The sequence below is a fragment of the Cupriavidus sp. HE11 genome (assembly GCF_056097175.1).
Genome location: NZ_CP184464.1, coordinates 51261 through 75848, shown reverse-complemented (window position 1 = coordinate 75848; position 24588 = coordinate 51261). Strand labels below are relative to the sequence as shown.

Sequence of the window (24588 nt, the reverse complement as noted above, 5' to 3'; positions counted from 1 at the left end):
TCTGTTTTTCCGCCATGCGGCCACTCGCCGGGCCAGCGGCTACCTGGCCCCGCTCACGCGCCAGACCACATTGCCGACATCGTCGGCAACCAGCAGCCCGCCAGTCTTGTCTACCGCCACGCCCACCGGGCGCCCCTGTGCGTTGCCGTTCTGGTCCAGGAAGCCGGTCAGCACGTCGATCGGCGCCCCGCGTGGCTGGCCGTGGTCGAACGGCACGAAGATGACCTTGTAGCCCGAGCGCGGCTTGCGGTTCCACGATCCATGCTGGCTGACGAACATGCCGTCGTGGAACTGCGGCAGCAGGCTGTTGCCCGACGCGCCGGTCATGCCCAGCGACGCCGTATGCGCGCCCACCGCGTAGTCGGGCACGATGGCCTTGGCCACCATGTCCGGGGCGGGAGGTTTCACGCGGTCGTCCACATGCTGGCCGTAGTAGCTGAACGGCCATCCATAGAATCCGCCGTCGCGCACGGACGTGATGTAGTCGGGCACCAGGTCGCTGCCGATTTCGTCGCGCTCATTGACCGATGTCCACAGCGCCTTGGTGGTCGGCTCCCACGCCATGCCGTTTGGATTGCGCAAGCCGCTGGCGAAAATGCGATGTTGCCCCGTCTGTCGATCGACCTCCCAGATGGCGGCGCGGCCGGCTTCCTTGTCGATGCCGTTCTCGCCGGCGTTGCTGTTCGATCCCACCGTGACATATAGCTTGCTGCCGTCGGGGCTGGCGATGATGTTCTTGGTCCAGTGGTGGTTGATCGGGCCGGCCGGCAGGTCCACCAGCTTCTGCCCCGGCGCGGTGATGCTGGTCTGGCCCGGCGTATACGGGAAGCGCAGTACGGCATCGGTATCGGCCACGTAGAAGTCGTTGCCCACCAGCACCATGCCGAACGGCGAATGCAGATTTTGAAGAAATATCGATCTCTTATCGGCCACGCCATCGCCATTGGTGTCGCGCAGCAGCGTGATGCGGTTGGCGCTGGGCGTAGCCGCACCGGCGCGCTCCTGCGTCTTCATCATGACCCACCCCCGGATGCCCTTGTGGTCGTCGGGCTTTGGCGGCGCGTTGGTTTCTGCCACCAGCACATCGCCATTCGGCAGCACGTAGATCCAGCGCGGATGGTCCAGCTTGTCGGCAAAGGCCGCCACGCGCATACCGTCGGCGGCCACTGGCGTCTTGCCGTCTTTCCAGCCTTCGGCCGGGGCGACATGGATGGTCGGAATCAACGTCTTGTGCGGCGCCGGCAGTTGCGGGCTTGGGCCGATGCCCGCTGTGTCGGGCAGCTTGGCCGATTCGCCACAGCCGACCAGCAGCGTCACCGCCACGATCGCGAACAGCGATGCCATCGGATAGATCAGATATTGGCGATATTCGCGCATGGCGGTCTCCTGATGCCTTTGATCAGAGCATAGGAGGGCACTTGCGCGATGTATGTCAGCGCGGATGCAAGACCCTGTCGGGGGCCGTCCGACCACTTCCGGGCCACCTTTGCAATTGCCGCTTCGCCAACCCTGGCAACCTCTGGCGACCCCTTCGACGCTACTTCAGCAGGTTATGCCGCGCGTGCCATTCGTGCAGCGATTCGTGTGGCCAGGTGCCCACGTGGCGGTGGCCCTTGCCGCGCGGCACATCGACCCACGGCGCCACATATTCGAGCCCGGCTTCCACCACTTCGGGAGGCCTGGGCAGCGGGGTATCGATGGCGCCCGCGTAGGGATGCACCAGGTCGGGCCAGCGCGGGTCCCACATCCACAGTGGACTGCCGCACAGCTTGCAGAAGTGCCGATACCCCCTGGAGCGCTTTGGGCGTTGGCCGGGCTCGCGGATCACGGCATGGAAATGCGCCACGTGCTGCTGTCCGGCCACGCGCAGCGTGTGGGCATCGCCGCCGAGATTGATGCCGTAGCCGCCGCTGCCGCCGGTCTTGCGGCAGATCGAGCAATGGCAGTGCATGTAGGGGTAGGGTGAATCGGACTCCAGGCTGAACTGCACGGCGCCGCATTGGCACGAACCGTCGAGATGCATGGTGGCTCCTCGGAATCGTTGATCGATGCGGTCCAGTGTGGTCGACGTGCGGGCGTCAATCAAGCGCCGGAAATCGCAAAACCTGCCAGAAACTGTGGTGTTGTCGGGCGTTGTCTGTCAGTGCGCGCGAGGTTTTGTAAGGAGATGTGTGAATGCGGCACGCGGGGCACCATGTGACTTCTAAACTGGGCACGCGGTGGGAAACAACGCACCCGTCGTTTTCGATAACAACCACCTGAGAGGTCTCATATGTCCAAGCAACGCACCCTTCGCACCACGTCCCTGATTGGCGCACTGGCAGCCGGCATGATCTCTGTCACCGCCTTTGCACAGACCGGTCAGGCCCCGGTCGCACCGGCCGATACTGCGACTGCGGCGCCGCCGGTCACGACCCAGATCCAGCCGCCGAAGGACCCGCTCGTGGAGCGCCGCGAGTCCCGCAAAGCCGCCAATGACCAGTACAAGGCCGAGAAGAAGGCCGCCAAGGGCGAGTACAACAAGGACGTGAATGCCGCCAAGTCGGAACGCAAGGACGCCAAGAAGGCCGCCGACGAGACGGCCAAGGCGGAACTGCAGAACGGTACGACGAACGGTACGACCAAGCAGTAAAGGCCCCTGACAGGGCTATGGTCCCGTTCTCATTCAGGGGGCGGGGCAGGGGAGAGCGCCGGTGGCTCGATCTGAGGCAGGTCGTGAATTTAGCTGCCGTACCGGTCTCCCCCAACCCTTCTCCCGCATGCGGGAGAGGGGCGTAAAAACAACCGGGAACCGGCGTCTACACCAACCGGGCCCCCGGCCACGCTCCGGACATCACGATATTGCGGACCGATTGCCGCACCGTCTGCATGATGTCCCAAAGCTCCGGCACCACCGGGCGGTTGCGCGCGGTGGTCATCGCTACCTGACGTGTCACCACCGGGTCAACCAGCCGCGCCGAATGCAGCCGGCCCTGGGCCACGCGGTCTGCCACGGCAGCAAACGGCAGCAGCGTGGCGCCACAGCCGTCTTCCACCAGCCGCATGGCGACCGTATTCGATGCATCGCACTCCATCGCCATGTTCAGCGTGGTACCAACGCGCGCGGCCAGCGATTCGGCCAGCACGCGCAGCCCATGCGATGTGCTGGGCAGGATCAGCGGCACCTCGCCCAGGCGCCGGGCCTGGAACGCGGGGCCAAGGTGGCTCCATGATGTGGGCGTGACCAGCGTCAGGTCTTCTTCCAGCAGCACGTCCACCTTGAGCGCACCCTGCTGTTCGGGCAGGTAGAGCAGGGCAACATCGATATCGCCGGCCGCCAGCCAGGCTAGCACCGGGTTGGCCAGGCCTTCCACAAAACGGATCTTTGTCGCCGGAAAGCGTGCCTTGAGCGCCGTGCCGATGGCCGCGAACGCGGTGTTGGCGATGGTCGGCTGCGCCGCGATGACCAGTTGCGCCGGGCCTTGCGCGGTGGACGCCCGCACTGCGGCGCGGGCCTCGGTCAGCGTGGCGGCCACCTGCCGCGCGTAACCGAGCAGCGTGCTGCCGGCCTCGGTCAGCACGACGCCACGTCCGCTGCGGTGAAACAGTCGCGTATCGAGCGCGGCCTCCAGCCGCGCGATCTGGCGGCTGACGGTCGACTGGTCTGCACCAAGCTCCAACGCGGCGCGCGAAATGCTCTGCGTGTTCGCCACGCAGACAAAGCACGCCAGGTCGTCGGAATTCAGCGCGGCCGACATGGCGGTTATCAGGCCTGCTTTGGCGTGTCGCCGATGGCGAACGACGACATGTGCTCGATGGCCTTGACCAGCCCCGAATGATCCCAGCCAGCGCCGCCCTGGGCCACGCAGACGTTGAACAGCTGCTGCGTCGATGCCGTATTGGGCAGGCCCAGTCCCAGCTGCCTTGCCGTGGACAGCGCCAGGTTCAGGTCCTTCTGGTGCAGTTCGATGCGGAAGCCCGGGTTGAACGTGCGCTTGATCATGCGTTCGCCGTGGACTTCGAGGATCTTGGAACTGGCAAAACCCCCCATCAGCGCCTGGCGCACGCGTGCCGGGTCGGCGCCGGCCTTGGCGGCCAGCACCAGCGCCTCGCTGACGGCCTCGATGGTCAGCGCCACGATCACCTGGTTGGCGACCTTGGCCACCTGACCATCACCGACATTGCCCACCAGCGTGATGTTCTTCCCCATCAGCTCCAGCAGCGGCAGTACCTTGTCGAACACCGGCTGCTTGCCGCCGGCCATGATCGACAGCGTGGCAGCCTTGGCGCCGACCTCGCCGCCGGACACCGGCGCATCCACGTAGTCGCAGCCAAGCTTCTCGATCCTGGCCGCGAACTCGCGCGTGTCGATGGGCGAGATCGAGCTCATGTCCACCACGACCTTGCCCTTGGTCAGCCCGGCGGCCACGCCGTTGTCGCCGAACAGCACGCGCTCCACGTCAGGCGTATCGGGCAGCATCAGGAAGATGATGTCGGCCTGCTTTGCCACATCGGTGGCGCTGGCGCATTGCTGCATGCCGCGGTCCAGCAAGTCCTGCGGCACGCCGCTGCGCGTATGCGCGTAGACGGTATGGCCGCCAGCCTGCAGGTGTTCGGCCATGGGCTTGCCCATGACCCCCAATCCGATAAATCCGAGCTTGCTCATGATTCCTTCCTGTTGAAAATGGCTTCAGGACGCGAAGCGGTCGCGCAGTGAGCGTGCCGCATCGCGCAGCAATACGTGATCGATGCCGACCGCCACGAAGTGCGCGCCCATGTCCAGATAGCGGCGCGCGTCGGCTTCCACCGGGGTCAGCGTGCCGATGGCCTTGCCGGCGCGGTTGGCCGCATCGTAGATCTGCTTGACCGCCGCCTGCACATCCGGATGGTTCGGGTTGCCCAGGTGCCCGTAGGCCGCGGCCAGGTCGTTCGGGCCGATGAAGATGCCGTCCACGCCCGGTTCCGCGCAGATCTCGTCGATCGCTTCCACGCCCTTGCGGCTTTCGACCTGCACCAGCACGCAGATATTGTCGTTGATGGTCTTGAAGAAGTCGGGCACCGTGCCATAGCGGTTCTGCCGCTGCACGCCCGACACGCCACGGATGCCGTCGGGCGGATAGCGCGTGGCGCGTACCGCGCGGCGGGCTTCCTCGGCCGATTCCACGAACGGAATCAGGAAGTTGTAGAAACCAATGTCGAGCAGGCGCTTGAGCATCACCGGGTCGTTCCAAGGCGGACGCACCACGGGCGCGCTGGTGCTGTCCTTGAGTGCCATCAGCTGCGGCGCGAAGGTCAGCACGTCGTTGGGCGAATGCTCGCCGTCCAGCAGCAGCCAGTCGAAGCCGGCCAGGCCGACAATCTCGCTGGTCACCGGCTGGCCCAGCGAACTCCACAGGCCGATCAGGCGCTTGCGCGCAAGCACGTCGGCCCGGAACTTGTTGGGCAGCGGGTTGATCTGGGGCAGGTGAGGGGTGGTGGACATCGTAAGTCTCCTGGATCAGTCGGCCGCCAGCGCGGAAAGCGGGCCCGGCGATTTGCCGCGGGCCTGCAGCACGCGTGCGGCGGCGTCGTCAAGCTGGGCCAGCGTGCTGCTATCCACGGGAATGTATTCGGCGCGGGCACGGCGCCAGGCGCGTTCGGGGTCGCCGGGCAGCCGGATGGCGTCATTGCCCGGCTGCAGGCGCGACGCCTTCATCCATTCGACAAAAGACTCCACCTCGTGGCCAAACGTTGTGCTGCTGCCCAGCCGCGCCGGATCGAAGATGATCGCCAGCATGTTGTTCCACACCGCATGCTCGTGCGTGAGCGTTTCGGGGCGGATGGTATGGCCGCCGGTCACGGCCGCGCCCAGCAGTTCGCACATCACGGCCAGCACGTAGCCCTTGTGTTCGCCGAACGTGCGCAGCGCGCCCTGCGGCGTGCCCGGGTGCGGGAACATCACGGCGGGGTCGTCGGTGGGGTGGCCCTGCGGGTCCATCAGGCAGCCTGGCGGCACCGGCACACCCTTGTTATTGGCAACGCGCACCTTGCCCAGCGCGATGGCGCTGGTGGCAAAGTCCAGCACCAGCGGCGGTTGTCCCGCCACCGGCACGCCAATCGTGAACGGATTGGTGCCAAAGCGCGGATCGTAGCCACCATGCGGTGCGACGATCGGCTTGGATAGCACATTCACGAAGTGAATCGAGATCATGCCGGCCGCCGTGGCCTGCTCGGCCCAGTGGCCCACGCGGCCCAGATGGTGCGAACGGCGCAGGCCCAGCACGCACACGCCGTGTTCCCTGGCGCGTTCGATGCCCAGGCCCATCGCCTGTTCGGTCACGGCCTGGCCCATGCCACGGTTGCCGTCCAGGCTCAGGATGCCGCCCGATTCGTGCACCACGCTGACCTGCTGGTTCAGCTGGAGCTGGTCGGCCTGCCACGACATCACGTACTTGGGAATCATGCCCACGCCATGCGAGTCGTGGCCGGACAGGTTGGCGCCCACCAGGTGATCGGCGGTCAGTGTGGCCTCGCGGGCGTCGGAGCCCGCCGCCAGCCAAAGGTCTGTCACCCATTGGTGCAGGCCGGCAGTCGGGATACGGTGATCACTCATGCTTACTCCAGGTGAATATTGGCGACCTTGATCAGGTTTGCCCATTTGGCAACTTCGCTCTTCTGGAAATTGCCCAGTTCGGTCGGGCCGGCGCCCGAGGGCTCCACGCCCATCGACGCCAGTTTGGCGCGCACGTCGGGCTGGCGGATGATCTTGCCGATTTCGGTCGACAGCTTGTCGACAATGGGCTTGGGCGTGCCGGCCGGCGCGAAGATGGCCTGCCACGACACGATCTCGTAGCCGTTCAGGCCAGACTCCGCCATGGTCGGGACGTCGGGCAGCTCGGCTGCGCGCTTGGCGCCGGTGGTAGCCAGCGCGCGGAACTTGCCGGACTGGATCATCGGCATGGCGGCCACGCTGTTCTCGAATACCAGGTCCACCTGGTTGCCCAGCAGCGCCTGCACGGCCTGGCTGCTGCCCTTGTATGGCACGTGGGTCATGCGCAGGCCGGCCATGTTGGCGAACAGTTCGGCGGCCAGGTGCTGCGACGTGCCGTTGCCTGACGAGCCGAAGTTGACCGTGCCCGGCTTGGCCTTGGCAGCGGCAATCACGTCCTGGACGCTCTTCCACGGGCTGCTGGCGTTCACCACCAGCACGTTCGGCAGCGTGCCGATCAGCGCGATGGGCTGGAAGTTCTTGATCGGGTCATACGGCATCTTCGGATACAGGCTCACGTTGATGGCGTGCGAACTGATCGTGCCGCCCAGCAGCGTGTAGCCATCGGCCGGGGCCTTGGCGACGTAGTCGGAGCCGATATTGCCGCCGGCGCCGGCGCGGTTTTCCACCACCACGGACTGGCCCAGCACCTGCGACAGCCGCTGGCCGATCAGGCGGCCCAGCAGGTCGGTGGTGCCCCCGGCAGCAAACGGCACCACATAGGTGATGGGCTTGGTCGGGTAGTGATCGGCGCCCTGGGCGCCGGCCTGCGAGGCGACGGCCATGCATCCGGTACAAAGCACGGCCAGCATCGGCCGCATCAGGCGATGGGGAAAATTCATATCATGTCTCCTGTAGCGCGAACGTTCGTGTGCGACAGTCCCTTGGCGGGCTGCCGTTCTGCCTGACGGTTTCCGGATGGAAACCCAAGCCAGGCGGGGCGTCTTGTGCTGCGCCTCGTCCGCAAATCTACACGGACCCACGCCGTGCCGACTTGCAGAATTCGCATAACAGAAATGCACGATAGGCCGCGCAGCCGCGCACGTCAAACGGAACAATTGCAGACATTGCGATAAACAAGCCGATAACGCGCCCAACGCCCAACATGACCTCCAACGCTTCCCAGACGGCCCGCACCGGCGGCCGCGTCCTTGTCGACCAACTGCGCATCCATGGCACCGAACGCATTTTCTGCGTGCCAGGCGAGAGCTTCCTTGACGTTCTGGACGCGCTGCATGACCAGCCGGCCATCGACCTGGTGGTGTGCAAGCACGAAGGCGCAGCCGCCAACATGGCCGAGGCCGACGGCAAGCTGACGGGCCGTCCCGGCATCTGCTTCGTGACGCGCGGCCCCGGCGCCACGCATGGCAGCATCGGCGTGCATATCGCCCAGCAGGACTCCACGCCGATGATCCTGTTCGTTGGCCAGATCGCCCGCGAGCACAAGGGCCGCGAGGCGTTCCAGGAAGTCGACTACGCGGCGGTATTCGGGTCGATGTGCAAGTGGGCGGCCGAGATCGACGATCCGGCGCGTATCCCGGAAATGGTGGCGCGTGCCTTCCAGGTGGCGACGTCGGGCCGTCCGGGCCCGGTGGTGCTGGCGCTGCCCGAGGATGTGCTCGATGGCCTGGTGGAAGTGGCCGACGCCGCGCCGTACCGTGCCGTGGCCGCCGCCCCGCGCCCCGAGGACGCCCAGGCGCTGGCGGCCGCGCTGGCCGCCGCCCAGCGCCCGCTGGTGATTGCCGGTGGCGCCAACTGGACCGACCGGGCCGTGCGCGACTTCGCCGCATTCGTCAAGGCCTGGGATCTGCCCGTGGCCTGCGCTTTCCGCCGCCAGGACGTGATCGACAACCGCGACCCGCACTATGTAGGCCACCTGAGCCTGGGCGTCAGTCCCAAGCTGGCCGAACGCGTGAAGACGGCCGACCTGATCGTTGCCTTCGGCACGCGACTTGGCGATATCGCCACCGACAGCTACTCGCTGCTGGAAGTGCCGCAACCGAAGCAGAAGCTTGTGCATATTCATGCCGACAGCTTCGAGCTGGGCCGTGTCTACCAGGCCGCGCTGCCGATCCATGCAGGTGTGGAGCCCGGCGCCGCAATGCTCGCAACGCTGGCTGCGCCCGCCACGGTGGCCTGGAAGGACTGGACCGCGGGCGCGCGCGCCGACCACGAGGCCTTTGTCACGCCCCCGAAGCCGCATGCGGAACTGACCGGCGTGGACATGGCCGCCGCCATGGCGCACCTGAACCAGGTGCTGCCCGAGGACGCCATGCTGTCGAACGGCGCCGGCAACTACACGGTATGGCTGCACCGCTTCTATGCCTACAGGAAGCCCCGTACCGAACTGGCGCCAACCTGCGGCGCAATGGGCTACGGCCTGCCGGCTGCCATCGCCGCCAAGCTGCGTTTTCCGGAGAAGACCGTGGTGTGCTTTGCCGGTGACGGCTGCTACCTGATGTATCCGCAGGAAATCGCCACGGCCGCCGCTCATGGCGCGAACCTGATCGTGATCCTGGTGAACAACCGCATGTACGGCACGATCCGGATGCACCAGGAACGCCGCTATCCGGGCCGCCAGAGCGGCACGACCATCGTCAATCCCGATTTCGTGGAGATGGCGAAGGCCTGCGGCGCCTGGGCCGAGCGCGTGGAACGGACCGAGGATTTCGCCGCGGCCTTCGAGCGGGCGCAGCAGGCTGGCAAGCCTGCCGTGCTGGAGTTGATGACCGACCCGCTGCAGATCACGCCCGCGATGCGTGTCAGCGAACTGCCGAGGTAAGGCAGGCAGGTAAGGGCGGCAAAAGTAAGTGACGTGAAAGACGTTTAGTCCAAATTATGGAAATTCAATAATTCGGACTAAACGTCGGCCGGTTCCGAAAGGGCACGGAAGATACCTAGAAAAGAGAACCCTGCGGCCGGGCTTCATGCCCGGTGGTTTCCCGTTGGGAATATTGCGCAAGTTGCGGATGTTGCCCGCCTTGGGCAACCGGTTTTGCCAGGATCTGGCGGATCTGCGCCAGATAGCGCTCGCCCACCGCGCGATGGGTCTTGCGGGCCTCGTCGGCAAAGCTGCGCCGCGACGGCGGCCGAATGTTCAGCAGCCGGCAAATCGTTGACAGATAAGGCTTTTTTCCATCCGCAGCGGTGCGGCGCGCGGCCGACACCAAGGCTGCATCACCAATGCGTCCGCGCAGCCAGACCAGTACCTGGCGGTCATATTCGTTCTGCACACGGATCAGGTGTTCCATTTCAGGGCTCCGAAGGTTCCGACACTGTTCAATCCATCCCGATACATCTCTTGGTACTGTCTATCCATACAGTACACTGTAAATATATACAGTAGTTCGGAAATTTCAAGCCCGCAGTCGGTCGCCGCGCGAGACGCCGGTGGGGCGCCAATGCCACAATGACGGCCCCACCGCCGGACTCCCACGCCATGGCCGCGCCCGTCCCAGATTCCACCCAGACTTTCGACCAGCTTCGGCCGCGTCTTCAGGCCATTGCATACCGCATGCTCGGTGCCGTGGCAGAGGCCGAGGATGTGGTGCAGGACGCCTGGCTGCGCTGGCACGGCACCGATCGCACCGTGATCGACAGCCCGGAGGCCTGGCTGGTGTCCGTCACCACACGGCTGGCCATCGACCATCTGCGCGCGGCCAAGCTCCAGCGCGAGCACTACGCCGGTATCTGGCTGCCCGAGCCGCTGCTGGGCGAGAGTGCCGATACGCCCGAAGCCATTCACGAACGTGCCGACGATGTGTCGGTGGCGTTCCTGTTCCTGCTGGAACGCCTGACGCCCGAAGCGCGCGCGGCGTTTCTGCTGCGCGAAGTCTTCGACGCCGACTATGCCGAGGTGGCGGCGGTCATCGGCAAGAGCGAGACGGCCTGCCGTCAGCTGGTAAGCCGTGCCAAGGTTCAGTTGCGCGACGCCCGGCCACGCCAGCCCGTGCGCAAGGACATGCACCTGAACCTGGTGCGCCGGTTTGCCCAGGCGCTGGAGCAGGGCAGTTTCGATGCAATACGCGGCCTGCTGGCCGACGAGGCCACGCTGATTGGCGATGGCGGCGGCAAGGTGTCCAGCTTTCCGAAGCCGCTGGTCGGCGGCGGCAAGATCGCGCAGGTCTTTTTCGCGGCCCAGCGGCGCGGCCTGGCGGTGCACGTGCGGATGGTGGTGCTTAACGGCCAGTGGGCGCTGCTGCGCTTCGTGGACGGGCAGCTCGAATCGGCCCAGAGCATCGAGACCGATGGCGAGCGCATCGTCGGCATCCACGCACAACGCAACCCCGACAAGCTCAAGCGCATCCTGGCCGCTATCGCGCATCCCTGATTTTCCGTATCCGATGTCCTTTTCGATTGCCTTCTTGATTGCCTGTCCCTGACCATGCGCCTGCCCAGCCTGATCGCGCTCCAGATGCTTGAGTGCGCTGCCCGACTAGGCAGCTTCACGCGCGCCGCGGCGGAACTGAACGTCACCGAAAGCGCAATTTCCCGGCAGATCCAGACACTGGAGGAACGGCTAGGCGTGCGCTTCTTCGAACGGGTGCGCCAGCGCGTGGTGCTGACGCCCGACGGCGACCGCTATGTGCGTGAAATCCGCGCCGAACTGAAGGCCATCGAGCGCGCCACCAAGGACCTGGCCTCGCGCGCGGGCGGCATGGAGGTGCTTGAACTGGCCGTGGTGCCCACCTTCGCCACGCAATGGCTGATTCCGCGCCTGGCGGCGTTCCGCGCCGAGCATCCGCGCATCGTCGTCAATATTCACGCGCGGCCCGAGCCGTTCCACTTTGCCGATTCGCTGTTCGATGCGGCCATCTACTTTGGCGACGACGCGTGGGACGGGCATCCGTCCGCCAAGCTGCTGGAAGAGGGCCCGTCGATCCCGGTGTGCAGCCCGCAATTGCTGCAGGGCGCGCCCCTGCGCAAGCGTGAAGACCTGCTGAAACTGCCGCTGCTGCACCTGGCGAGCCGGCCCGACGCCTGGCCGGACTGGTTCGGGGGCGATGACGAGACGATCCGGCGCCAGGCCCGTCTGGGGCCGCGTTACGACCTGTTCACAATGGTCACGGGCGCCGCCATCTGCGGACTCGGCATCGCCGTTCTGCCAGAAATGATGGTGCGCACGGAAATCGAAAGCGGCCGGCTCGCGGCGCTGCCGTTTGCCGAAGCGCGGGGCTCTGGCCAAAGCGGCGCCTATTTCCTGACCTACCGGCAGGCCAAACCCGGCGATGGCAGCGATCGCGACAAGGCAGCACTGTTTGCCGACTGGCTGCTGCGGCAATGCGAAAGGACGTGATGCGAAGGGACAAAGGCTGATGCAGCCTGGCTGGGCATCAAGTTGATGCGAAAACCGCATCAAGTCGGCCGGAAAAATCGCTTGTCGGGCCGCACCTGGCCCACCACACTTGGCGGCTCTTTTCAGTCACTTGAGTCGTCCCCGGAACAACATGTCTGCCGCCTTCACGTCCCCCAGCCAGATCCGCGCCCAGTTCTCGCGCGCCATGTCCGATATGTACCGTGCCGAGGTGCCGCAGTACGGCACGCTGATGTCGCTGGTATCGGACGTCAACGCCGAGGTGCTGGCGAGCGTCGGCGCCGCTGCCGCTGGCGCGGCCGGCCAGGAATCGCGCATCGAGGTAGAGCGCCACGGCGCCATCCGCGTGGGCACGCCGGCCGAACTGGCTACGATCCGTCGCCTGTTCGGCGTGATGGGCATGTTCCCGGTGGGCTACTACGACCTGTCGGTGGCTGGCGTGCCGGTCCACTCCACGGCCTTCCGGCCCAGGGACACTGCCGGCCTGGCCGAGAACCCGTTCCGCGTGTTCACGTCGCTGCTGCGCCTTGACTTGATCCAGGACGCCGCGCTGCGCGACGCCGCCGCATCGGTGCTGGCTACCCGGTCGATCTTCACGCCGGGCTGCCTGGCAATGATCGAGCGTGCCGAGCAGCAGGGCGGGCTGGCTGCCGAAGACGCCGCCCGCTTCGTGGCCGAGGCGCTGGAGACGTTCCGCTGGCACGGCAAGTCCACGGTCGATGCCGACCTGTACTGGAAGCTGCGCAAGACGCATCCGCTGATCGCCGACATCGTGTGCTTTCCCGGGCCGCATATCAACCACCTGACGCCGCGCACGCTGGACATCGACATCGTCCAGCAGCAGATGCCCTCGCGTGGCATCCAGCCCAAGGCCGTGGTGGAGGGCCCGCCCACGCGCCGTTGCCCGATCCTGCTGCGCCAGACCAGCTTCCTGGCCCTGAGCGAACCGGTCACCTTCCGCGATGGCGGCGAGGCCGGTACCCATACGGCCCGCTTCGGCGAGATCGAGCAGCGCGGCGTGGCGCTGACGCCCAAGGGCCGCCAGCTCTACGACGAGCTGCTCAACGAGGTGCGCAAGGTCATCACCCCGGCCGGTGACGGTTCGAACGCCGATGCCTATCGCAAGACGCTGGGCGACGTGTTCCAGGCCTTTCCGGACGATCATCAGTCGCTGCGCCAGCAAGGCCTGGCGTACTACCGGTACGCGGTTGGCAATGCAGCGGCCGATGGCGGCGATGTCGACGCGCTGATCGCTGCTGGCGCGCTGGTGGCCGAACCGATTACCTACGAAGACTTCCTGCCGGTCAGCGCCGCCGGCATCTTCCAGTCGAACCTTGGCGACGAGAACCGCGACGATCTGCAGGCATCGCCCAATCGCGCCGCCTTCGAGCAGGCGCTGGGCGCAACGGTCAGCGACGAACTGGCGCTGTACGCAGCCGAGCAGCAGGCATCGCTGGATGCCGCGCTGAAGTCGCTGGGACTGGCCGGCTGAGCCCGCAAACAGCCATCAAAAAGAAAGAGGCCCGCACAGGCAAACACCTGCGCGGGCCCATAGAAAGACGAAGGGAAAGTCTTCGCCGTGGAGCCTGGACGCTTTACGCGTTCAGATGAAGATCAATCGCGACGATCAGAAGCGGTGGCGCACGCCGATGATGGCGCCGAACTGGCTCTGGCCGGCACCCACCTGCTCGCTGGTGGCGGTCAGCGTGGTGGCGCTGCCGTTCAGCGACGGACCAAAGCCCGACAGGCCCATTGCCGAACCGTTGCGGTTCTGTGCGTAGGCGGTGATCGCGTAGAGGTCGGTGCGCTTGGACAGCGCATAGGTGCCCGACAGCACGAAGCTGTACGGATCGGCGTTGCTGTTGCGCACGTCGGTGTAGTAGGCGGCGCCGGTCACCGCGATGGCCGGGGTCACCTGGTAGGTGGCGCCCACCCAGTACAGGTTGGTGCGCAGCGAGCTGCTGGCGAAGTCGCCGTAGTACCAGCGATAGCCGGCAAACGCGCGGCCACGGCCAAAGTTGTAGCTGGCGCCGATGGTGGCGCGGCGCTCGCGGTTGTCGTCGGTGGCGATGGTGCTGCCGCGCACTTCGTCATAGACCACGCGGGCCGACACCGGGCCGGCATCGTAGCCACCGGACACCGACCAGTTGCGGCCAGCCTTGTAGTCGCCCGGCACTTCGCCGCCGGCGCTGCTGTCATAGCCGGTGCTGTAGAACAGGCCGTAGTAGAACGCGCCGGTCTGGCCCGTGAACTTCAGCGAGTTGTCGGCACGGCCCGACATCCACTTGTCGTGCATCAGCACCGAGTAGCGCGTGGCGATGGCCATCGGATCATAGGCCAGCGAGAAATCGTAGAGCACCGTCTGGTGACGACCCAGCGACAGCGTGCCGTACTGGTTCTGCAGACCCACGAACGCCTGACGGCCGAACAGGCGGCCGCCCTGGTTCAGGCTGCCGGTGTCCAGGTCAAAGCCGCTTTCCAGCGTGAAGACCGCCTTCAGGCCCCCACCCAGGTCTTCGGCGCCACGCAGGCCCCAGCGCGACGTCGACAGGTTGCCGGCCGACATGCGCACCACGTTGTTGCTGCCGCCGGTGGCGGTGTTCGGGGCGTGAGTCAGGAACTCCACGCCGGCATCCACCACGCCATACAGCGTGATGCTCGATTGGGCCTGCGCCGCAGCGGGCAGGGCAGGCAGAACGGCCATGGCGGCCAGGCAGGCGAGACGGGTCTTCATGCTTCGTTATCCTTGTAGTGAGACGCGCGCACGCGCACCTCCGTAAGGGCTCAGGCGCGATGCGGCGCCTGAAATGTAACGATTGATGTCGAAGCAAAGAAGAGCGAATCGCCTGACAGTTTGTCTTAAGGTGTGGACAATCAGCGCGGGGTCAGCCGGCCGCCACTTCCATCAACCCATCCACCACCACAGCACCGTCGGCCCCCAGCATCACCGGATTCAGATCCACCGAGCGGATCTGGCCTTGTGCCCGGTGCACGAGATTGCCGACCTTCGCGGCGACGTCGCATAGCGCGGCCACGTTCATCGGGGCATCGCCGCGTACGCCGTCGAGCAGCGGCGCCATGCGCAGGCTGCGCACGGCGCGTTCGATGGCGGCCGGGCTGGCGGGGGCCAGCAGCACCGCCGTATCGTGCACGACTTCCACATACTTGCCGCCGTCGCCCACCAGCAGCACCGCGCCAAAGACCGGGTCCCAGTGGGCGCCGACCATGCATTCGCGCTGGCCACGCGACATGCGGGCAACGATCACGCCTTCGCACGGGGCGTGCATGGTGTCGAGTGTCTGCGTTTGCCTGGTGAAGGCTTCGACAATTGCCTCGCGGCTGTTGCAGTTCAGGGCCACCAGGCCGTGTTCGCTCTTGTGCGGCACTGCAGGGGAACTGGCCTTGATTGCCACCGGGGCGCCGATACGTTGCCAGGCAGCCACGGCCTCTTCCGCGGTCTGGCACAGGTAGTGTTCGACCACCGGTACCCCGGCTTCGGCCAGCCGTGCCAGGCTGGCGGCCTCGCTGAGCGTGTGCGATGGCGAGGTCTCGTCGGCTTGCATGACGGGGCGCCCGGCACGTGGAACGGCGGGTTCGCCGGCCACGTCGCGCAGTAATTGCTGGTGCGCGGTCAACTGATGGAAGGCGGCCAGTGCGTCGGTTGCGTGGACGAAAGTCGGCACGTTGGCCGCGCGGAATTCGCTGACCACCGCGTCCTGCCAGGCTGCCACGGCAATCGGCTTGCCGGCCTGATCCGCAAACTGGGCCGCATCGCGCGCGAAGCGCGGCACGTCGTAGCCCATGCCGGCAACCGGGATGTCGAGCAGGACCAGGTCGGCCGAAGGATCGGCACCCACCACGGGCAGCACGTCGCCAAACAGGCCGCTGTTGGTCAGCAGGGCGGCTGTGACGTCCACCGGGTTGGCAGTGGCCGCAAAGCCGGGCAGCCGTTCGGCCAGCGCGGCTTGCGTGGCGGCCGACAGCGGGGCCATCGAAATGCCCAGCGTTTCGGCCGTATCGGTCGCCATCACGCAACTCGCGCCCGAGTTGCTGACGACTACCAGCCGGCGGCCGGCGGGCTGCCAGCCGCGCAGGTAGAGCGGCGCACAGCGCGCCAGTGCGTGGGCGTCGTCGACGCGCCAGATGCCGTGGCGGGCCAGGAAGGCGTCGACAGCGCGGTCCTCGTTGGCCATGGCGCCCGTGTGCGAGGCCGCGGCGCGGGCGCCTGCCTGCGAGCGGCCCGATTTCACCGCCACCACGGGGATGCCGCGCGCGCGCGCCACGGCGGCCGCTTCGGCCAGCACTTCGGGGTCGGACAGCGTTTCAAGATACAGCAGCAGCAGGCGCACATCGGGATCGTGGGCCACGGCCAGCGCCAGTTCGCTGACGGTGACATCGGCCTGATTGCCGGTGGCATGCACATGCCGCACGCCAATGCCCTGGTTGCGCAGCAGGCCATAGACCAGCGCCGCCGTGCCGCCGCTCTGGCTGACCACGGCCACGGGCCCATCCTGCGGCGGAATCTCGATAAACATTGTCGAAAAACTGGCGATAGTGCCATTGCCAAAGTTGGCCAGCCCCTGGCTGTTGGGGCCGACGATACGCAGCCCGCCTTCGCGGGCGAGGCGCACCATTTCGTCCTGCTGGCGCTTGCCGGCTTCGCCCGCCTCGCCGAATCCCGAAGCGATCACGATGGCGGCACCCACCCCCAGCCGCGCGCAATCGGCCACGGCCTGCACGGCGGCGTCGCCGGCGACGACGATGATCGCCAGTTCGGGCGCCTCGGGCAGTGCATCGAGCGACGGGTATGCGCGCAGCCCCTGCAGCGATTCGCGCTGGGGGTTGACCGGGTAGATGGTGCCGGCGTAGCCCATCGTCTGCATGTAGTGGATCGGTCTTCCGCCAATCTTGTGGATGTTGTCGGAGGCACCGACGATGGCAACGGAACGGGGCGAGAGCAGGGCGGAGAGGGTGGAGGACATTGTTCTGGAAGCCTGTTGGCGTTGTGGGGCGAAAGTAGGCGAAAAAGGGGGCGAAAGTTCGGGCGGCCTCGGAACCAGGCACAGCTGGGCACGGCTGGAGGCCAGGTCAGGAACACGGCCGCGCTCAGCGCGCGGCTCAACGCCGCGTGAACCGCAGCAGCGGCTGCCCGTCGTGGTGGAACACGCTGGCAAGTACGCGGTCGCCGATGGCGACGCCGGGGTCGGCATGGCCCATTACGCGCGGGCCTTCGTCCAGCGTGGCGAGCACCAGCGTATAAGGCACCAGCGCCTGGAAGGCTTCGGTGGGCGCGCGGAATACCTGTGTCACGGCGTACACGGTGGCGTGGCCGCCGCCATCGCGCCAGGCCAGTTGCCGGCTGCCGCAGGCGCGGCAGGCGTGGCGCTGCAACGGCTGCCACGCGCCACAGCTTTCGCAGGCCTGGTAGCGCACCACGCCGGCGGCGAGGCCCTCGGTATAGGGCGGGATGGCGGGGATTAGCGGCTCGCTCATGCGGTCTCCAGGATCAGGCTCACGTGTGACGACAGCACGCCGCCATCGGCATGAAACAAGGCGCGACGGCGGCTCCCCGACAACTGCCGGGCACCGGCCCGGCCGGCCAGCTGGCGGGCGGCTTCGGCCAGGTGCATCAGTCCGCCGGCCACGCCGGAATGTCCAAACGCCAGCAGCCCGCCGTGTGTGTTGAGCGGCAGTGCGCCATCGGTCTCGAAATCGCCAGCACGCAGACGGGCCACGGCCTGGCCGCGCGGGGCGATGCCGATTTCCTCCAGCAGCATGACCAGCGTGATCGTGAACGAGTCGTAGATCGCCAGGTAGTCGATATCGGCCAGCGCGCAGCCGGCTTCGGCAAAGGCGCGGCCAGCGGCATCCGACGCGCCGCTGCGCATCACGTCGTCCAGTGCGCCAAGGTGCTGGTGCCGATGCGCCTGGCCGGCACCAGCGATGCGTACCGGCGTGCCGTCGCCGGGCTCGGCGGAAACCACCAGCGCCACGGCGCCGTCCGAGATCGGGCAGCAGTCGGACAGCCGCAGTGGCGACGCGATGGGGCGCGCCTGGCGGGCGGTGTCCAGCGTCAGCGGATCGCGCAGATGGGCGTCGGGATGCCCGGCGGCGTGGCGCCGCATCAGCACCGCGAAGTCCGACAGCGCATCGGCGTCGAGCCCTACCTCGTGCAGATAGCGCGAAGCCAGCAGCGCGTAGTAGGCCGGCACCGATGCGCCGTTCGGCACTTCGATCTCGGGCTCGCCCACCTGCGCCAGCGTCTGCACCGATTGGTCGCGGCTCTGGCCGCTGAGGCGGTTCTCGCCGGCCACCACCAGCACGTTGCGGCAGCGGCCCGCGCGCACCAGGTCATGGGCCAGCATTGCCATCAGCCCGCCCGTGGCGCCGCCGCCGGCCATGCCGTGGGCGTAGGCCGGCTGCAGCGATGCGAACTCGCAGAAGCGGTCGGCCAGCATCAGGTGCGGCAGCGTGGTGGCGTAGCCGCACAGCACGCCGTCGACCTCGCCGCGCGCCAGCCCGGCGGCATCCAGCGCCGCGTCGGCGGCCCGGGCCATCAGCGTCAGCGGCGTGCTGCCGGGCAGGCGGCCGAAGCGGGTATTGCCCACCCCGCGCACGTAGCTGGATTTGTTGCTGGATGTCGTCACCGTTTCGGCAGCCGTCATTTCTTCAGCAGCGGGCACTGCGACTTCGCCACCGGCATGAAGGCCTGGTCGCCGGGCACGGTAGCCAGCAGCTTGTAGTAGTCCCACGGGTACTTCGATTCCTCGGGCTTCTTGACCTCGAACAGGTACATGTCGTGGATCATGCGGCCGTCCTCGCGGATGCGGCCATTCCTGGCGAAAAAGTCGTTGATCGGCAGCGTCTTCATCTGCTTCATCACGGCGGCGGTTTCGTCGGTGCCGGCGGCCTGCACCGCCTTCAGGTAGTGCGTGACCGACGAATACACGCCGGCCTGGCTCATGTTCGGCATCTTCTTGACCTTGTCGAAATACTTGCGCGACCACGCCCGCGTGGCGTCGTTCATGTCCCAGTAGAACGCCTCGGTCAGCACCAGCCCCTGCGCCGTCTTCAGGCCGATGGCGTGGATATCGTTGATATAGAGCAGCAGGCCGGCCATCTTCTGGGTGCCGTTCTTCGTCAGCCCGAACTCGGACGCGGCCTTGATCGCGTTGACGGTGTCGCCGCCCGCGTTCGCCAGTCCCACCACCTGCGCCTTGCTGGCCTGGGCCTGCAGCAGGTACGAGGCAAAGTCGCTGGTGTTGATCGGGTGCCGGGCGGCGCCCAGCACGTGGCCGCCGGCCTCGGTCACCACCGTCGTGGCGGACTGCTGCAGCGTGTGGCCGAACGCGTAGTCGGCGGTCAGGAAGAACCACGTCTTGCCGCCGCGCTGCACCATGGCCTTGGCCGTGGTGTTTGCCAGCGCATAGGTGTCGTAGGCGTAGTGGACCGAAACCGGGGTGCAGAGGTCATTGGTGATGCGCTCGGTGCCCGGGCCCGAGAACACCACGATCTTGTTCTTCTGCTTGGCGACATCGAGCACGGCCAGCGCGGGCGCCGACGCAGCCACATCAAGGATGGCATCGACCTTGTCCTGGTCGAACCATTCGCGCGCCTTGTTGGCGGCGATGTCGGCCTTGTTCTGGTGATCGACCACCACCAGCTCCACCTTCTTGCCCAGCACCTTGCCACCGTAGTCGTCGATCGCCATCTGGGCCGCCGTGGCGCTGCCCCGGCCCGTAACGTCGGCATAGAGGCCGCTCATGTCGAGCAGCAGGCCGATCTTGACGACATCGTCGGAAATGCCGCCCTTGGTCTGGGCGTGGGCCGCCAGCGATGCAGCGGCCAGCGCGGCAGCGGCGATGAGCTTGTATGTGGTTTTCATGGTCTCCTCCGTTTTGTTATGTCATTGTGTTTTCTCCCCTTTCTCCTATTTATGGGAGAGGGGAGAAAAACTCATTCGGTGCTACACCGTTGCAATCGGCGTGGTCGGCGACCCCACCGCGCCGGGCAGGCGCAGCGGCGGGGCGGTCAGCATGAAGCGCGTGCGCTGGTGGGCGCGCAGCCAGTCGGCCAGTTCGCGCAGGTACCAGAGTTCGCCAAGCGGCAGGCCCAGCTTGAACAGACAGTGGTGGTGCAGCGGCAGCAGTGGATGGGTCTGCGCGTCGTCAGGCGGAGGCAGGGCCGGGTAACGTTCGACGGCGTAGTTGTCGGCGATCAGGGCGGCGATGCCGGCGTCGGTAATCCAGTTCAGCAGCCGGTCGTCGCGTCCGTTCAGCGCGCAGCAGCTGTGGTGCAGCACGTCCTCGTCGGGATTGCGCTGCATCGACAGCACCACCTCGGCAAAGCCGGTGCGCAGCAGCAGCATGTCGCCGCGCTCCACTTCCACGCGGCGTGCCTCCATGGCGCGCATCAGGTCGTCATAGCCAACGTTGCGGAAATCGGTGCCGAACACATCGGCCAGGTCCACCAGCACGCCCCGGCCCTGCATGCCCTTGACGGCGAAGTTCTCGATGCCCAGCGCGTCGGCATGGCTGCCGTGGCCGTGGCCGCAGTCGTGCGCCTCGAAGTGGTCATCCTCGGCGTAGTCGACGGGGCCGACGATATCGGCATTGGCGCGGTAGCCGTTGTAGTAGACGCGCTCTGGCCGGCCATCGCCATCGGCATCGAACAGCGCGCCCACATGGGCCAGCGAGTCCCACTGGGTGGAATACTGCAGGCATAGCAGCACCTGGTCGTCGCTGATCACGTCGGTGGCGGCCGGGTTGACCTTTGCCAACGGAAAATTCAGGTACGGGATGTCGTCGCGGAAGGTCGGGCGCAGTTGCGGCGGGTGCCGGCGCGGGTTGAGCTTGTTGCCGCCCGGGTAGTCCAGCGGCATCGACAGGCAGAAGCTGATGCCGGCCTGGATCTCGCGGGCGCCCCTGACCACCTGTTCCGGGCCGATCAGGTTGACGCGGCCGAGCTGATCATCGGGCCCGAAATCGCCCCAGTTGGATCCTTCTGGACGTTGCTTCCAGCGCATGCTTCATGCCTCCTTCGGTTGTTGTTGCCGGATGGGATGTCGCCAGGCGGCGGCGATGGCGTCGGCCTCGCGGCGCAGCGCACGGGCCAGCGCGGTCTCGCGTTCGGTAATGCGTTCGTTGAGGGCGGCAATGCTGATGGCGCCCAGCGGATAGCCGTCGGGGCCGGGCAGGGCAATGCCGATGCCGCCCATGCGCTCCACCACGACATCGAGCAACACGGCATAGCCGCGCGCCCGCGTGGTTTCCACATGGCGGCGCAGCATGGCGGCATCGATCCGGGGATAGCGTTTCAGCGATGGTGCGATGCATGCCAGCACCGCGTCGATTTCGTCGTCGGGCAGGGCGGCCAGCAACGCCAGGCTGCCGGCACCCACGCCAAGCGGGCGACGGCTGCCAATATCGAGATAGTTGGCGCGGATCGGGAAGGTGCCCAGGCGCAATTCCAGACACACCGATTCCCAGCCGCCTGGCACCGACAGAATCGCCGAATCTTCAAATGTATTCGCCAGGCGGATCAACGAGGGGCGCACCAGCGGGCGCATGTCGAGCCGGCGCTGCGAAGCGGCCTGCAGGGTCAGCCATTCCGGCCCCGGCGAAAACGCCTTGGTGGCGGGATCGCGTTCGACCATGCCTTCGGCCATCAGCGTGTCGAGTAACCGCAGGGCTGACGCCTTGTCGACCTGTGCCGCAGCCGCCAGGTCGGTCAGCCGGGCATTGCGGGTATCCGACAGGGCGCGCAGCAGCCGGCAGGCCTTCTGCAGCGAGGTGCTCTGAACGGTCACGTATGCGTCTCCTCCGGGTCGGATTTTGTCTAATGAAACTTCGGTACGCGCGACAGCCGTTGTTTTATAGGAGATCCAGGAGAACTCGTCATTCTGCGATGCATCAAAGTTTTGCCGCATGAAACTCCGGGGCCCATCAGTTTCGGCGTCGTCCTACAAGCCTGCGCGGCCCCATGCCGACGTGGCGAAAGCGGCCTGAACCCTACGATTGAACGAAGAACGTAGAAGAAATACGAAAAAAACCGGAAGGGAGGGCCATCCACATCCAGGCCGGCAGACGCGCGTCCGGCACAAGGAGCCCAGACATGACAGGCAACCTGATTTCAGGCGAAGCGGCCAACACCCGCATCGCTGCGCTCTACGACACCGAGGCGGATGCCACGCAGGCGGTGGATCTGGTCTGCAACACCGCCGGCCTCAGCGCGGGACAGGTCAAGCTGGTCCACCCGCACGAAGCACATTTTGGCCGCAAGCTGGAACCCGACGAAGACGGCATTGCCCGCACGGCGGTCCGCTCGCATCTGACGCTGGGCGCATGCGGGCTGATCCTCGGCGTGCTGGTGGCGGCGGTGCTGTATCTGCAGCATGTGGCATGGGTGACGCAGAACCCGTGGCCGTCAGCGCTGGCGGGTGCGTTTATCGGCGCCATGCTGGGGATGATGGGCGGCGGCCTGATCACGGCCCGCCCCGATCACCAGGCCGTGATCGCGCCGGTGCGCGAGGCCGTCTTGCACGGGCGCTGGGCGGTGCTGGTCAATCCCGAGTCTCCCCAGCAGTGCGACGACGCCATGCGTACGCTGCGCGGCACGCATGCCGAAGTCATGCGTTCGGTGTGAGGCCTGAGGGTCGTGGAGGGGCGATAGCTATTCGCCAAGAAACTCGGCCAGTACCTCCAGCCCCTCCACGTGGTCGGCCACCACCTTGGCGATAACCGCCAGCGGTATCGCCAGCAGCATGCCCCAGGTGCCCCACAGCCACGTGAACAGCAGCAGCGACACAAAGACCGCCACGGGATTCATGCGGGCCAGGCGGCCGGTCATCCACGTGGTCATGCCATTGCCGATCAGCGTGGCAATGACCATCGAACCGCCCGCGGCTGCGGCGGCCACGGCCAGCGTGCCCGCTTGCATGAAGCCGGCTACCCCCAGGCATACCGCCACCACGAGCGACCCGAAGTACGGCACCAGGTGCAGCACGGATGCCACCAGCGCCCAGGTGCCGGCATTGTCGATCGACAGATACTTCAGCAGCAGATAGATGCAGAAGCCCAGCGACACGTTTGTGACCAGCAGCATGACCATGTAGCGCTGCACCTGCCGGTTGATCTCGTCGAGCATGTGCACGTTGATCTTCTTCTGGCTTAGCGTCTTGCCGGCCATCTTGATGAACTTGCGCTTGAACATGTCGCCCGCCAGTAGCAGGAACCACGTCAGGAACAGGACCACCACGAACTGGGCCATCAGCGCGAAGGCACTGACCCAGCCCGCCCACACCATGTTGCTGAAGTTGTCTGCGGCGCGCTCGACCACCACTGGCGCACCGCGCGGCGTTGGCGGCTGTCCGGTGCCACTGAGGATGGTGGCCGCGCGGCGCACCTTCTGGACCACGGAATCGTCCCCGCTCATCAGCGCCCCCACCGAACGCGACAACTTGCTGGCAATCTCGGGCAGCCGGTCAACGATGGACGAGACCTGGCCTTGCAGCAGGTAGGCGCAGCTCAGCCCCAGTGCCAGCAGGCCCAGCAGCACCAGGGTGGCGGCGATGGCGCGGTGAATGCGCCGGCGCTGGAGCAGCGCAACAAGCGGGTCGAGCAGATAGGCCAGGATGATGGCGAGCACCACGGGCACGATGAACGCGGTGGCGACATGCAGCGCGTAGAGCGACGCCAGCGTCGCCAGCACGATCAGCGCCTTGCTGGCGCGTCCGAGGGACTCCGTCCAGGGCGGCGGCGCGTAGTCGGGGCTGGTGATCGGTGCGGCGGAGGCGGTTGGTATCGGCCCGGCGAAGGCAGCGTCAGCCACGGCGGCTGCCGGTTCGGCAGGCGGGGGCACCGCAGTGGCCGCAGTGGTGGGAAGGCCGTCGGCAGGCGTCGGCGTGCTGGTCTCTGACGGCCGCGCGGACCGCATGGCTGGAGAGGGCGGGACGGTCGACATGGCGGCACGGTGAAGAAGGGGATTCTTAGAGGATAGCGTCGCGCGGAATCGCAGGGTGTCGGCGCCCGGCGGGTCGGTGTGTAGGACGGATACACGTAACGGTTGCAGCACCGGAAGGGACGCGGGAACCGACAGCGGCACCGGCATAGGCAGGGCACAAAGCAAAACGCCGGTCTTGTGGACCGGCGTTTCGTGTGAAGCAATGATTCGGTGAGGTTGCCTTGGGATTGCTTGCGTGTGCTGTGCGTTTGCCTTGCTTAGCGCGGGGAATCGTCGCGTGGGCCGGGTGAGGTATCCAGGAACTGTTGCTGCTTGAGCAGGGGGTCGTTCTTGATCATCCAGCGGACACCGAAAGCCAGTGCAACGATGCAGGCCAGCATATACGCAACGATCGCAGTGAGAGTCAGCATATTTCTATCACAGGAGTAGGTTGCGACCGCAGTTGCCACGTCAGGATCCGGAACGATGCAGGACAGCGCGTGGCGGGCCGGATGGGAACGGATTGTATGTGACAGCAGACGTGATTCCGACCCGATTTCGCCTGAAATTTTCTGTATGCCGATCTAAGCGCAACTAATATCGGCAG

The 24588-nt window shown here is 66.4% G+C and carries 23 protein-coding genes; 6 read left to right on the top strand and 17 right to left on the bottom strand.

Going from position 1 to position 24588, the window contains the following annotated elements; translation table 11 throughout:
* Positions 1-39 precede the first annotated feature (39 nt).
* The gene (locus ACOABP_RS00385; RefSeq protein ID WP_474227873.1) at positions 40-1344 is read right to left on the bottom strand and encodes a PQQ-dependent sugar dehydrogenase; all 1305 of its coding nucleotides are present in this window, start codon (positions 1342-1344) and stop codon (positions 40-42) included.
* A 193-nt stretch (positions 1345-1537) separates the two neighbouring features.
* Entirely contained in the window at positions 1538-2023 is a 486-nt protein-coding gene (locus ACOABP_RS00380; protein ID WP_474226492.1) for a GFA family protein, read from the bottom strand.
* 249 nt (positions 2024-2272) lie between these two features.
* Between ACOABP_RS00380 and ACOABP_RS00375 the strand changes: the two genes are divergently transcribed.
* Positions 2273-2632 carry a hypothetical protein gene (locus ACOABP_RS00375; protein WP_474226491.1) on the top strand — a complete coding sequence of 120 codons (360 nt, stop codon included), beginning with the start codon at positions 2273-2275 and terminating at the stop codon, positions 2630-2632.
* Positions 2633-2798: 166 nt separating this feature from the next.
* Here the strand turns inward: ACOABP_RS00375 and ACOABP_RS00370 are convergent, their stop codons facing one another.
* From ACOABP_RS00370 to ACOABP_RS00350, 5 genes are read right to left on the bottom strand one after another with little or no spacing between them, the layout of a single operon-like run.
* Positions 2799-3737, bottom strand: a complete 939-nt coding sequence (locus ACOABP_RS00370; protein ID WP_066735611.1) for a LysR family transcriptional regulator — start codon at positions 3735-3737, stop codon at positions 2799-2801.
* Between the two features lie 8 nt (positions 3738-3745).
* Positions 3746-4645 carry a 2-hydroxy-3-oxopropionate reductase gene (locus ACOABP_RS00365; RefSeq protein WP_066735472.1) on the bottom strand — a complete coding sequence of 300 codons (900 nt, stop codon included), beginning with the start codon at positions 4643-4645 and terminating at the stop codon, positions 3746-3748.
* A 24-nt stretch (positions 4646-4669) separates the two neighbouring features.
* On the bottom strand, positions 4670-5461 hold the full coding sequence (gene garL / locus ACOABP_RS00360) for a 2-dehydro-3-deoxyglucarate aldolase (protein WP_474226490.1): 792 nt from the start codon (positions 5459-5461) through the stop codon (positions 4670-4672).
* Between the two features lie 15 nt (positions 5462-5476).
* A complete protein-coding gene (locus tag ACOABP_RS00355; protein ID WP_474226489.1) occupies positions 5477-6571 on the bottom strand; it encodes a malate/lactate/ureidoglycolate dehydrogenase in 1095 nt (364 codons plus the stop codon).
* A gap of 2 nt (positions 6572-6573) precedes the next feature.
* Entirely contained in the window at positions 6574-7569 is a 996-nt protein-coding gene (locus tag ACOABP_RS00350; protein ID WP_474226488.1) for a Bug family tripartite tricarboxylate transporter substrate binding protein, read from the bottom strand.
* A 263-nt stretch (positions 7570-7832) separates the two neighbouring features.
* Here ACOABP_RS00350 and ACOABP_RS00345 point away from each other — a divergent pair, with 263 nt between their 5' ends.
* Positions 7833-9509, top strand: coding sequence for a thiamine pyrophosphate-binding protein (locus ACOABP_RS00345; RefSeq protein ID WP_474226487.1), 1677 nt, complete (start codon positions 7833-7835; stop codon positions 9507-9509).
* Between the two features lie 115 nt (positions 9510-9624).
* Here ACOABP_RS00345 and ACOABP_RS00340 read toward each other — a convergent pair whose 3' ends face one another.
* Positions 9625-9978 (bottom strand): CppA family protein, encoded by a 354-nt coding sequence (locus ACOABP_RS00340; protein WP_474226486.1) that lies wholly within the window; start codon positions 9976-9978, stop codon positions 9625-9627.
* A gap of 188 nt (positions 9979-10166) precedes the next feature.
* Here ACOABP_RS00340 and ACOABP_RS00335 point away from each other — a divergent pair, with 188 nt between their 5' ends.
* From ACOABP_RS00335 to hglS, 3 genes are all read left to right on the top strand, one after another.
* Positions 10167-11057: an RNA polymerase sigma-70 factor gene (locus ACOABP_RS00335; RefSeq protein ID WP_474226485.1), complete on the top strand. Its 891-nt coding sequence runs from the start codon at positions 10167-10169 to the stop codon at positions 11055-11057.
* Between the two features lie 54 nt (positions 11058-11111).
* A complete protein-coding gene (locus ACOABP_RS00330) occupies positions 11112-12023 on the top strand; it encodes a LysR substrate-binding domain-containing protein (RefSeq protein WP_474226484.1) in 912 nt (303 codons plus the stop codon).
* 151 nt (positions 12024-12174) lie between these two features.
* Positions 12175-13533 (top strand): 2-oxoadipate dioxygenase/decarboxylase HglS, encoded by a 1359-nt coding sequence (hglS, locus tag ACOABP_RS00325; RefSeq protein WP_474226483.1) that lies wholly within the window; start codon positions 12175-12177, stop codon positions 13531-13533.
* A 135-nt stretch (positions 13534-13668) separates the two neighbouring features.
* Here the strand turns inward: hglS and ACOABP_RS00320 are convergent, their stop codons facing one another.
* The 7 genes from ACOABP_RS00320 to ACOABP_RS00290 all read right to left on the bottom strand — a co-directional run bounded on the left by ACOABP_RS00320 (position 13669) and on the right by ACOABP_RS00290 (position 21849).
* Positions 13669-14775: a porin gene (locus tag ACOABP_RS00320; RefSeq protein WP_474226482.1), complete on the bottom strand. Its 1107-nt coding sequence runs from the start codon at positions 14773-14775 to the stop codon at positions 13669-13671.
* Between the two features lie 151 nt (positions 14776-14926).
* The gene (locus tag ACOABP_RS00315; protein WP_474226481.1) at positions 14927-17023 is read right to left on the bottom strand and encodes an acetate--CoA ligase family protein; all 2097 of its coding nucleotides are present in this window, start codon (positions 17021-17023) and stop codon (positions 14927-14929) included.
* Between the two features lie 136 nt (positions 17024-17159).
* Positions 17160-17534, bottom strand: a complete 375-nt coding sequence (locus ACOABP_RS00310; RefSeq protein ID WP_474226480.1) for a Zn-ribbon domain-containing OB-fold protein — start codon at positions 17532-17534, stop codon at positions 17160-17162.
* Positions 17531-18706, bottom strand: coding sequence for a thiolase family protein (locus tag ACOABP_RS00305; RefSeq protein ID WP_474226479.1), 1176 nt, complete (start codon positions 18704-18706; stop codon positions 17531-17533). The genes ACOABP_RS00310 and ACOABP_RS00305 overlap by 4 nt, the downstream gene beginning before the upstream one ends.
* Positions 18703-19926 carry an ABC transporter substrate-binding protein gene (locus ACOABP_RS00300; RefSeq protein WP_474226478.1) on the bottom strand — a complete coding sequence of 408 codons (1224 nt, stop codon included), beginning with the start codon at positions 19924-19926 and terminating at the stop codon, positions 18703-18705. Before ACOABP_RS00300 ends, ACOABP_RS00305 begins: the two co-directional genes overlap by 4 nt.
* An 81-nt stretch (positions 19927-20007) precedes the next feature.
* Positions 20008-21066 carry a cyclase family protein gene (locus ACOABP_RS00295; RefSeq protein WP_474226477.1) on the bottom strand — a complete coding sequence of 353 codons (1059 nt, stop codon included), beginning with the start codon at positions 21064-21066 and terminating at the stop codon, positions 20008-20010.
* Positions 21067-21069: 3 nt separating this feature from the next.
* On the bottom strand, positions 21070-21849 hold the full coding sequence (locus ACOABP_RS00290; RefSeq protein WP_474226476.1) for an IclR family transcriptional regulator: 780 nt from the start codon (positions 21847-21849) through the stop codon (positions 21070-21072).
* Positions 21850-22154: 305 nt separating this feature from the next.
* Between ACOABP_RS00290 and ACOABP_RS00285 the strand changes: the two genes are divergently transcribed.
* Positions 22155-22685 (top strand): riboflavin biosynthesis protein RibA, encoded by a 531-nt coding sequence (locus tag ACOABP_RS00285; RefSeq protein WP_474226475.1) that lies wholly within the window; start codon positions 22155-22157, stop codon positions 22683-22685.
* A gap of 27 nt (positions 22686-22712) precedes the next feature.
* On the opposite strand, the gene ACOABP_RS00280 is transcribed toward ACOABP_RS00285, so the two are convergent.
* Positions 22713-23870 carry an AI-2E family transporter gene (locus tag ACOABP_RS00280; protein ID WP_474226474.1) on the bottom strand — a complete coding sequence of 386 codons (1158 nt, stop codon included), beginning with the start codon at positions 23868-23870 and terminating at the stop codon, positions 22713-22715.
* A 389-nt stretch (positions 23871-24259) separates the two neighbouring features.
* Positions 24260-24412 carry a hypothetical protein gene (locus tag ACOABP_RS00275; RefSeq protein ID WP_180863146.1) on the bottom strand — a complete coding sequence of 51 codons (153 nt, stop codon included), beginning with the start codon at positions 24410-24412 and terminating at the stop codon, positions 24260-24262.
* Positions 24413-24588: the final 176 nt, after the last annotated feature.

Bases quoted from the DNA above. Each gene is read 5' to 3' on its own strand.
- ACOABP_RS00385 (WP_474227873.1), bottom strand. From the start codon at position 1,344: ATGGCATCGCTGTTCGCGATCGTGGCGGTGACGCTGCTGGTCGGCTGT.
- ACOABP_RS00380 (WP_474226492.1), bottom strand. From the start codon at position 2,023: ATGCATCTCGACGGTTCGTGCCAATGCGGCGCCGTGCAGTTCAGCCTG.
- ACOABP_RS00375 (WP_474226491.1), top strand. From the start codon at position 2,273: ATGTCCAAGCAACGCACCCTTCGCACCACGTCCCTGATTGGCGCACTG.
- ACOABP_RS00370 (WP_066735611.1), bottom strand. From the start codon at position 3,737: ATGTCGGCCGCGCTGAATTCCGACGACCTGGCGTGCTTTGTCTGCGTG.
- ACOABP_RS00365 (WP_066735472.1), bottom strand. From the start codon at position 4,645: ATGAGCAAGCTCGGATTTATCGGATTGGGGGTCATGGGCAAGCCCATG.
- garL (WP_474226490.1), bottom strand. From the start codon at position 5,461: ATGTCCACCACCCCTCACCTGCCCCAGATCAACCCGCTGCCCAACAAG.
- ACOABP_RS00355 (WP_474226489.1), bottom strand. From the start codon at position 6,571: ATGAGTGATCACCGTATCCCGACTGCCGGCCTGCACCAATGGGTGACA.
- ACOABP_RS00350 (WP_474226488.1), bottom strand. From the start codon at position 7,569: ATGAATTTTCCCCATCGCCTGATGCGGCCGATGCTGGCCGTGCTTTGT.
- ACOABP_RS00345 (WP_474226487.1), top strand. From the start codon at position 7,833: ATGACCTCCAACGCTTCCCAGACGGCCCGCACCGGCGGCCGCGTCCTT.
- ACOABP_RS00340 (WP_474226486.1), bottom strand. From the start codon at position 9,978: ATGGAACACCTGATCCGTGTGCAGAACGAATATGACCGCCAGGTACTG.
- ACOABP_RS00335 (WP_474226485.1), top strand. From the start codon at position 10,167: ATGGCCGCGCCCGTCCCAGATTCCACCCAGACTTTCGACCAGCTTCGG.
- ACOABP_RS00330 (WP_474226484.1), top strand. From the start codon at position 11,112: ATGCGCCTGCCCAGCCTGATCGCGCTCCAGATGCTTGAGTGCGCTGCC.
- hglS (WP_474226483.1), top strand. From the start codon at position 12,175: ATGTCTGCCGCCTTCACGTCCCCCAGCCAGATCCGCGCCCAGTTCTCG.
- ACOABP_RS00320 (WP_474226482.1), bottom strand. From the start codon at position 14,775: ATGAAGACCCGTCTCGCCTGCCTGGCCGCCATGGCCGTTCTGCCTGCC.
- ACOABP_RS00315 (WP_474226481.1), bottom strand. From the start codon at position 17,023: ATGTCCTCCACCCTCTCCGCCCTGCTCTCGCCCCGTTCCGTTGCCATC.
- ACOABP_RS00310 (WP_474226480.1), bottom strand. From the start codon at position 17,534: ATGAGCGAGCCGCTAATCCCCGCCATCCCGCCCTATACCGAGGGCCTC.
- ACOABP_RS00305 (WP_474226479.1), bottom strand. From the start codon at position 18,706: ATGACGGCTGCCGAAACGGTGACGACATCCAGCAACAAATCCAGCTAC.
- ACOABP_RS00300 (WP_474226478.1), bottom strand. From the start codon at position 19,926: ATGAAAACCACATACAAGCTCATCGCCGCTGCCGCGCTGGCCGCTGCA.
- ACOABP_RS00295 (WP_474226477.1), bottom strand. From the start codon at position 21,066: ATGCGCTGGAAGCAACGTCCAGAAGGATCCAACTGGGGCGATTTCGGG.
- ACOABP_RS00285 (WP_474226475.1), top strand. From the start codon at position 22,155: ATGACAGGCAACCTGATTTCAGGCGAAGCGGCCAACACCCGCATCGCT.
- ACOABP_RS00275 (WP_180863146.1), bottom strand. From the start codon at position 24,412: ATGCTGACTCTCACTGCGATCGTTGCGTATATGCTGGCCTGCATCGTT.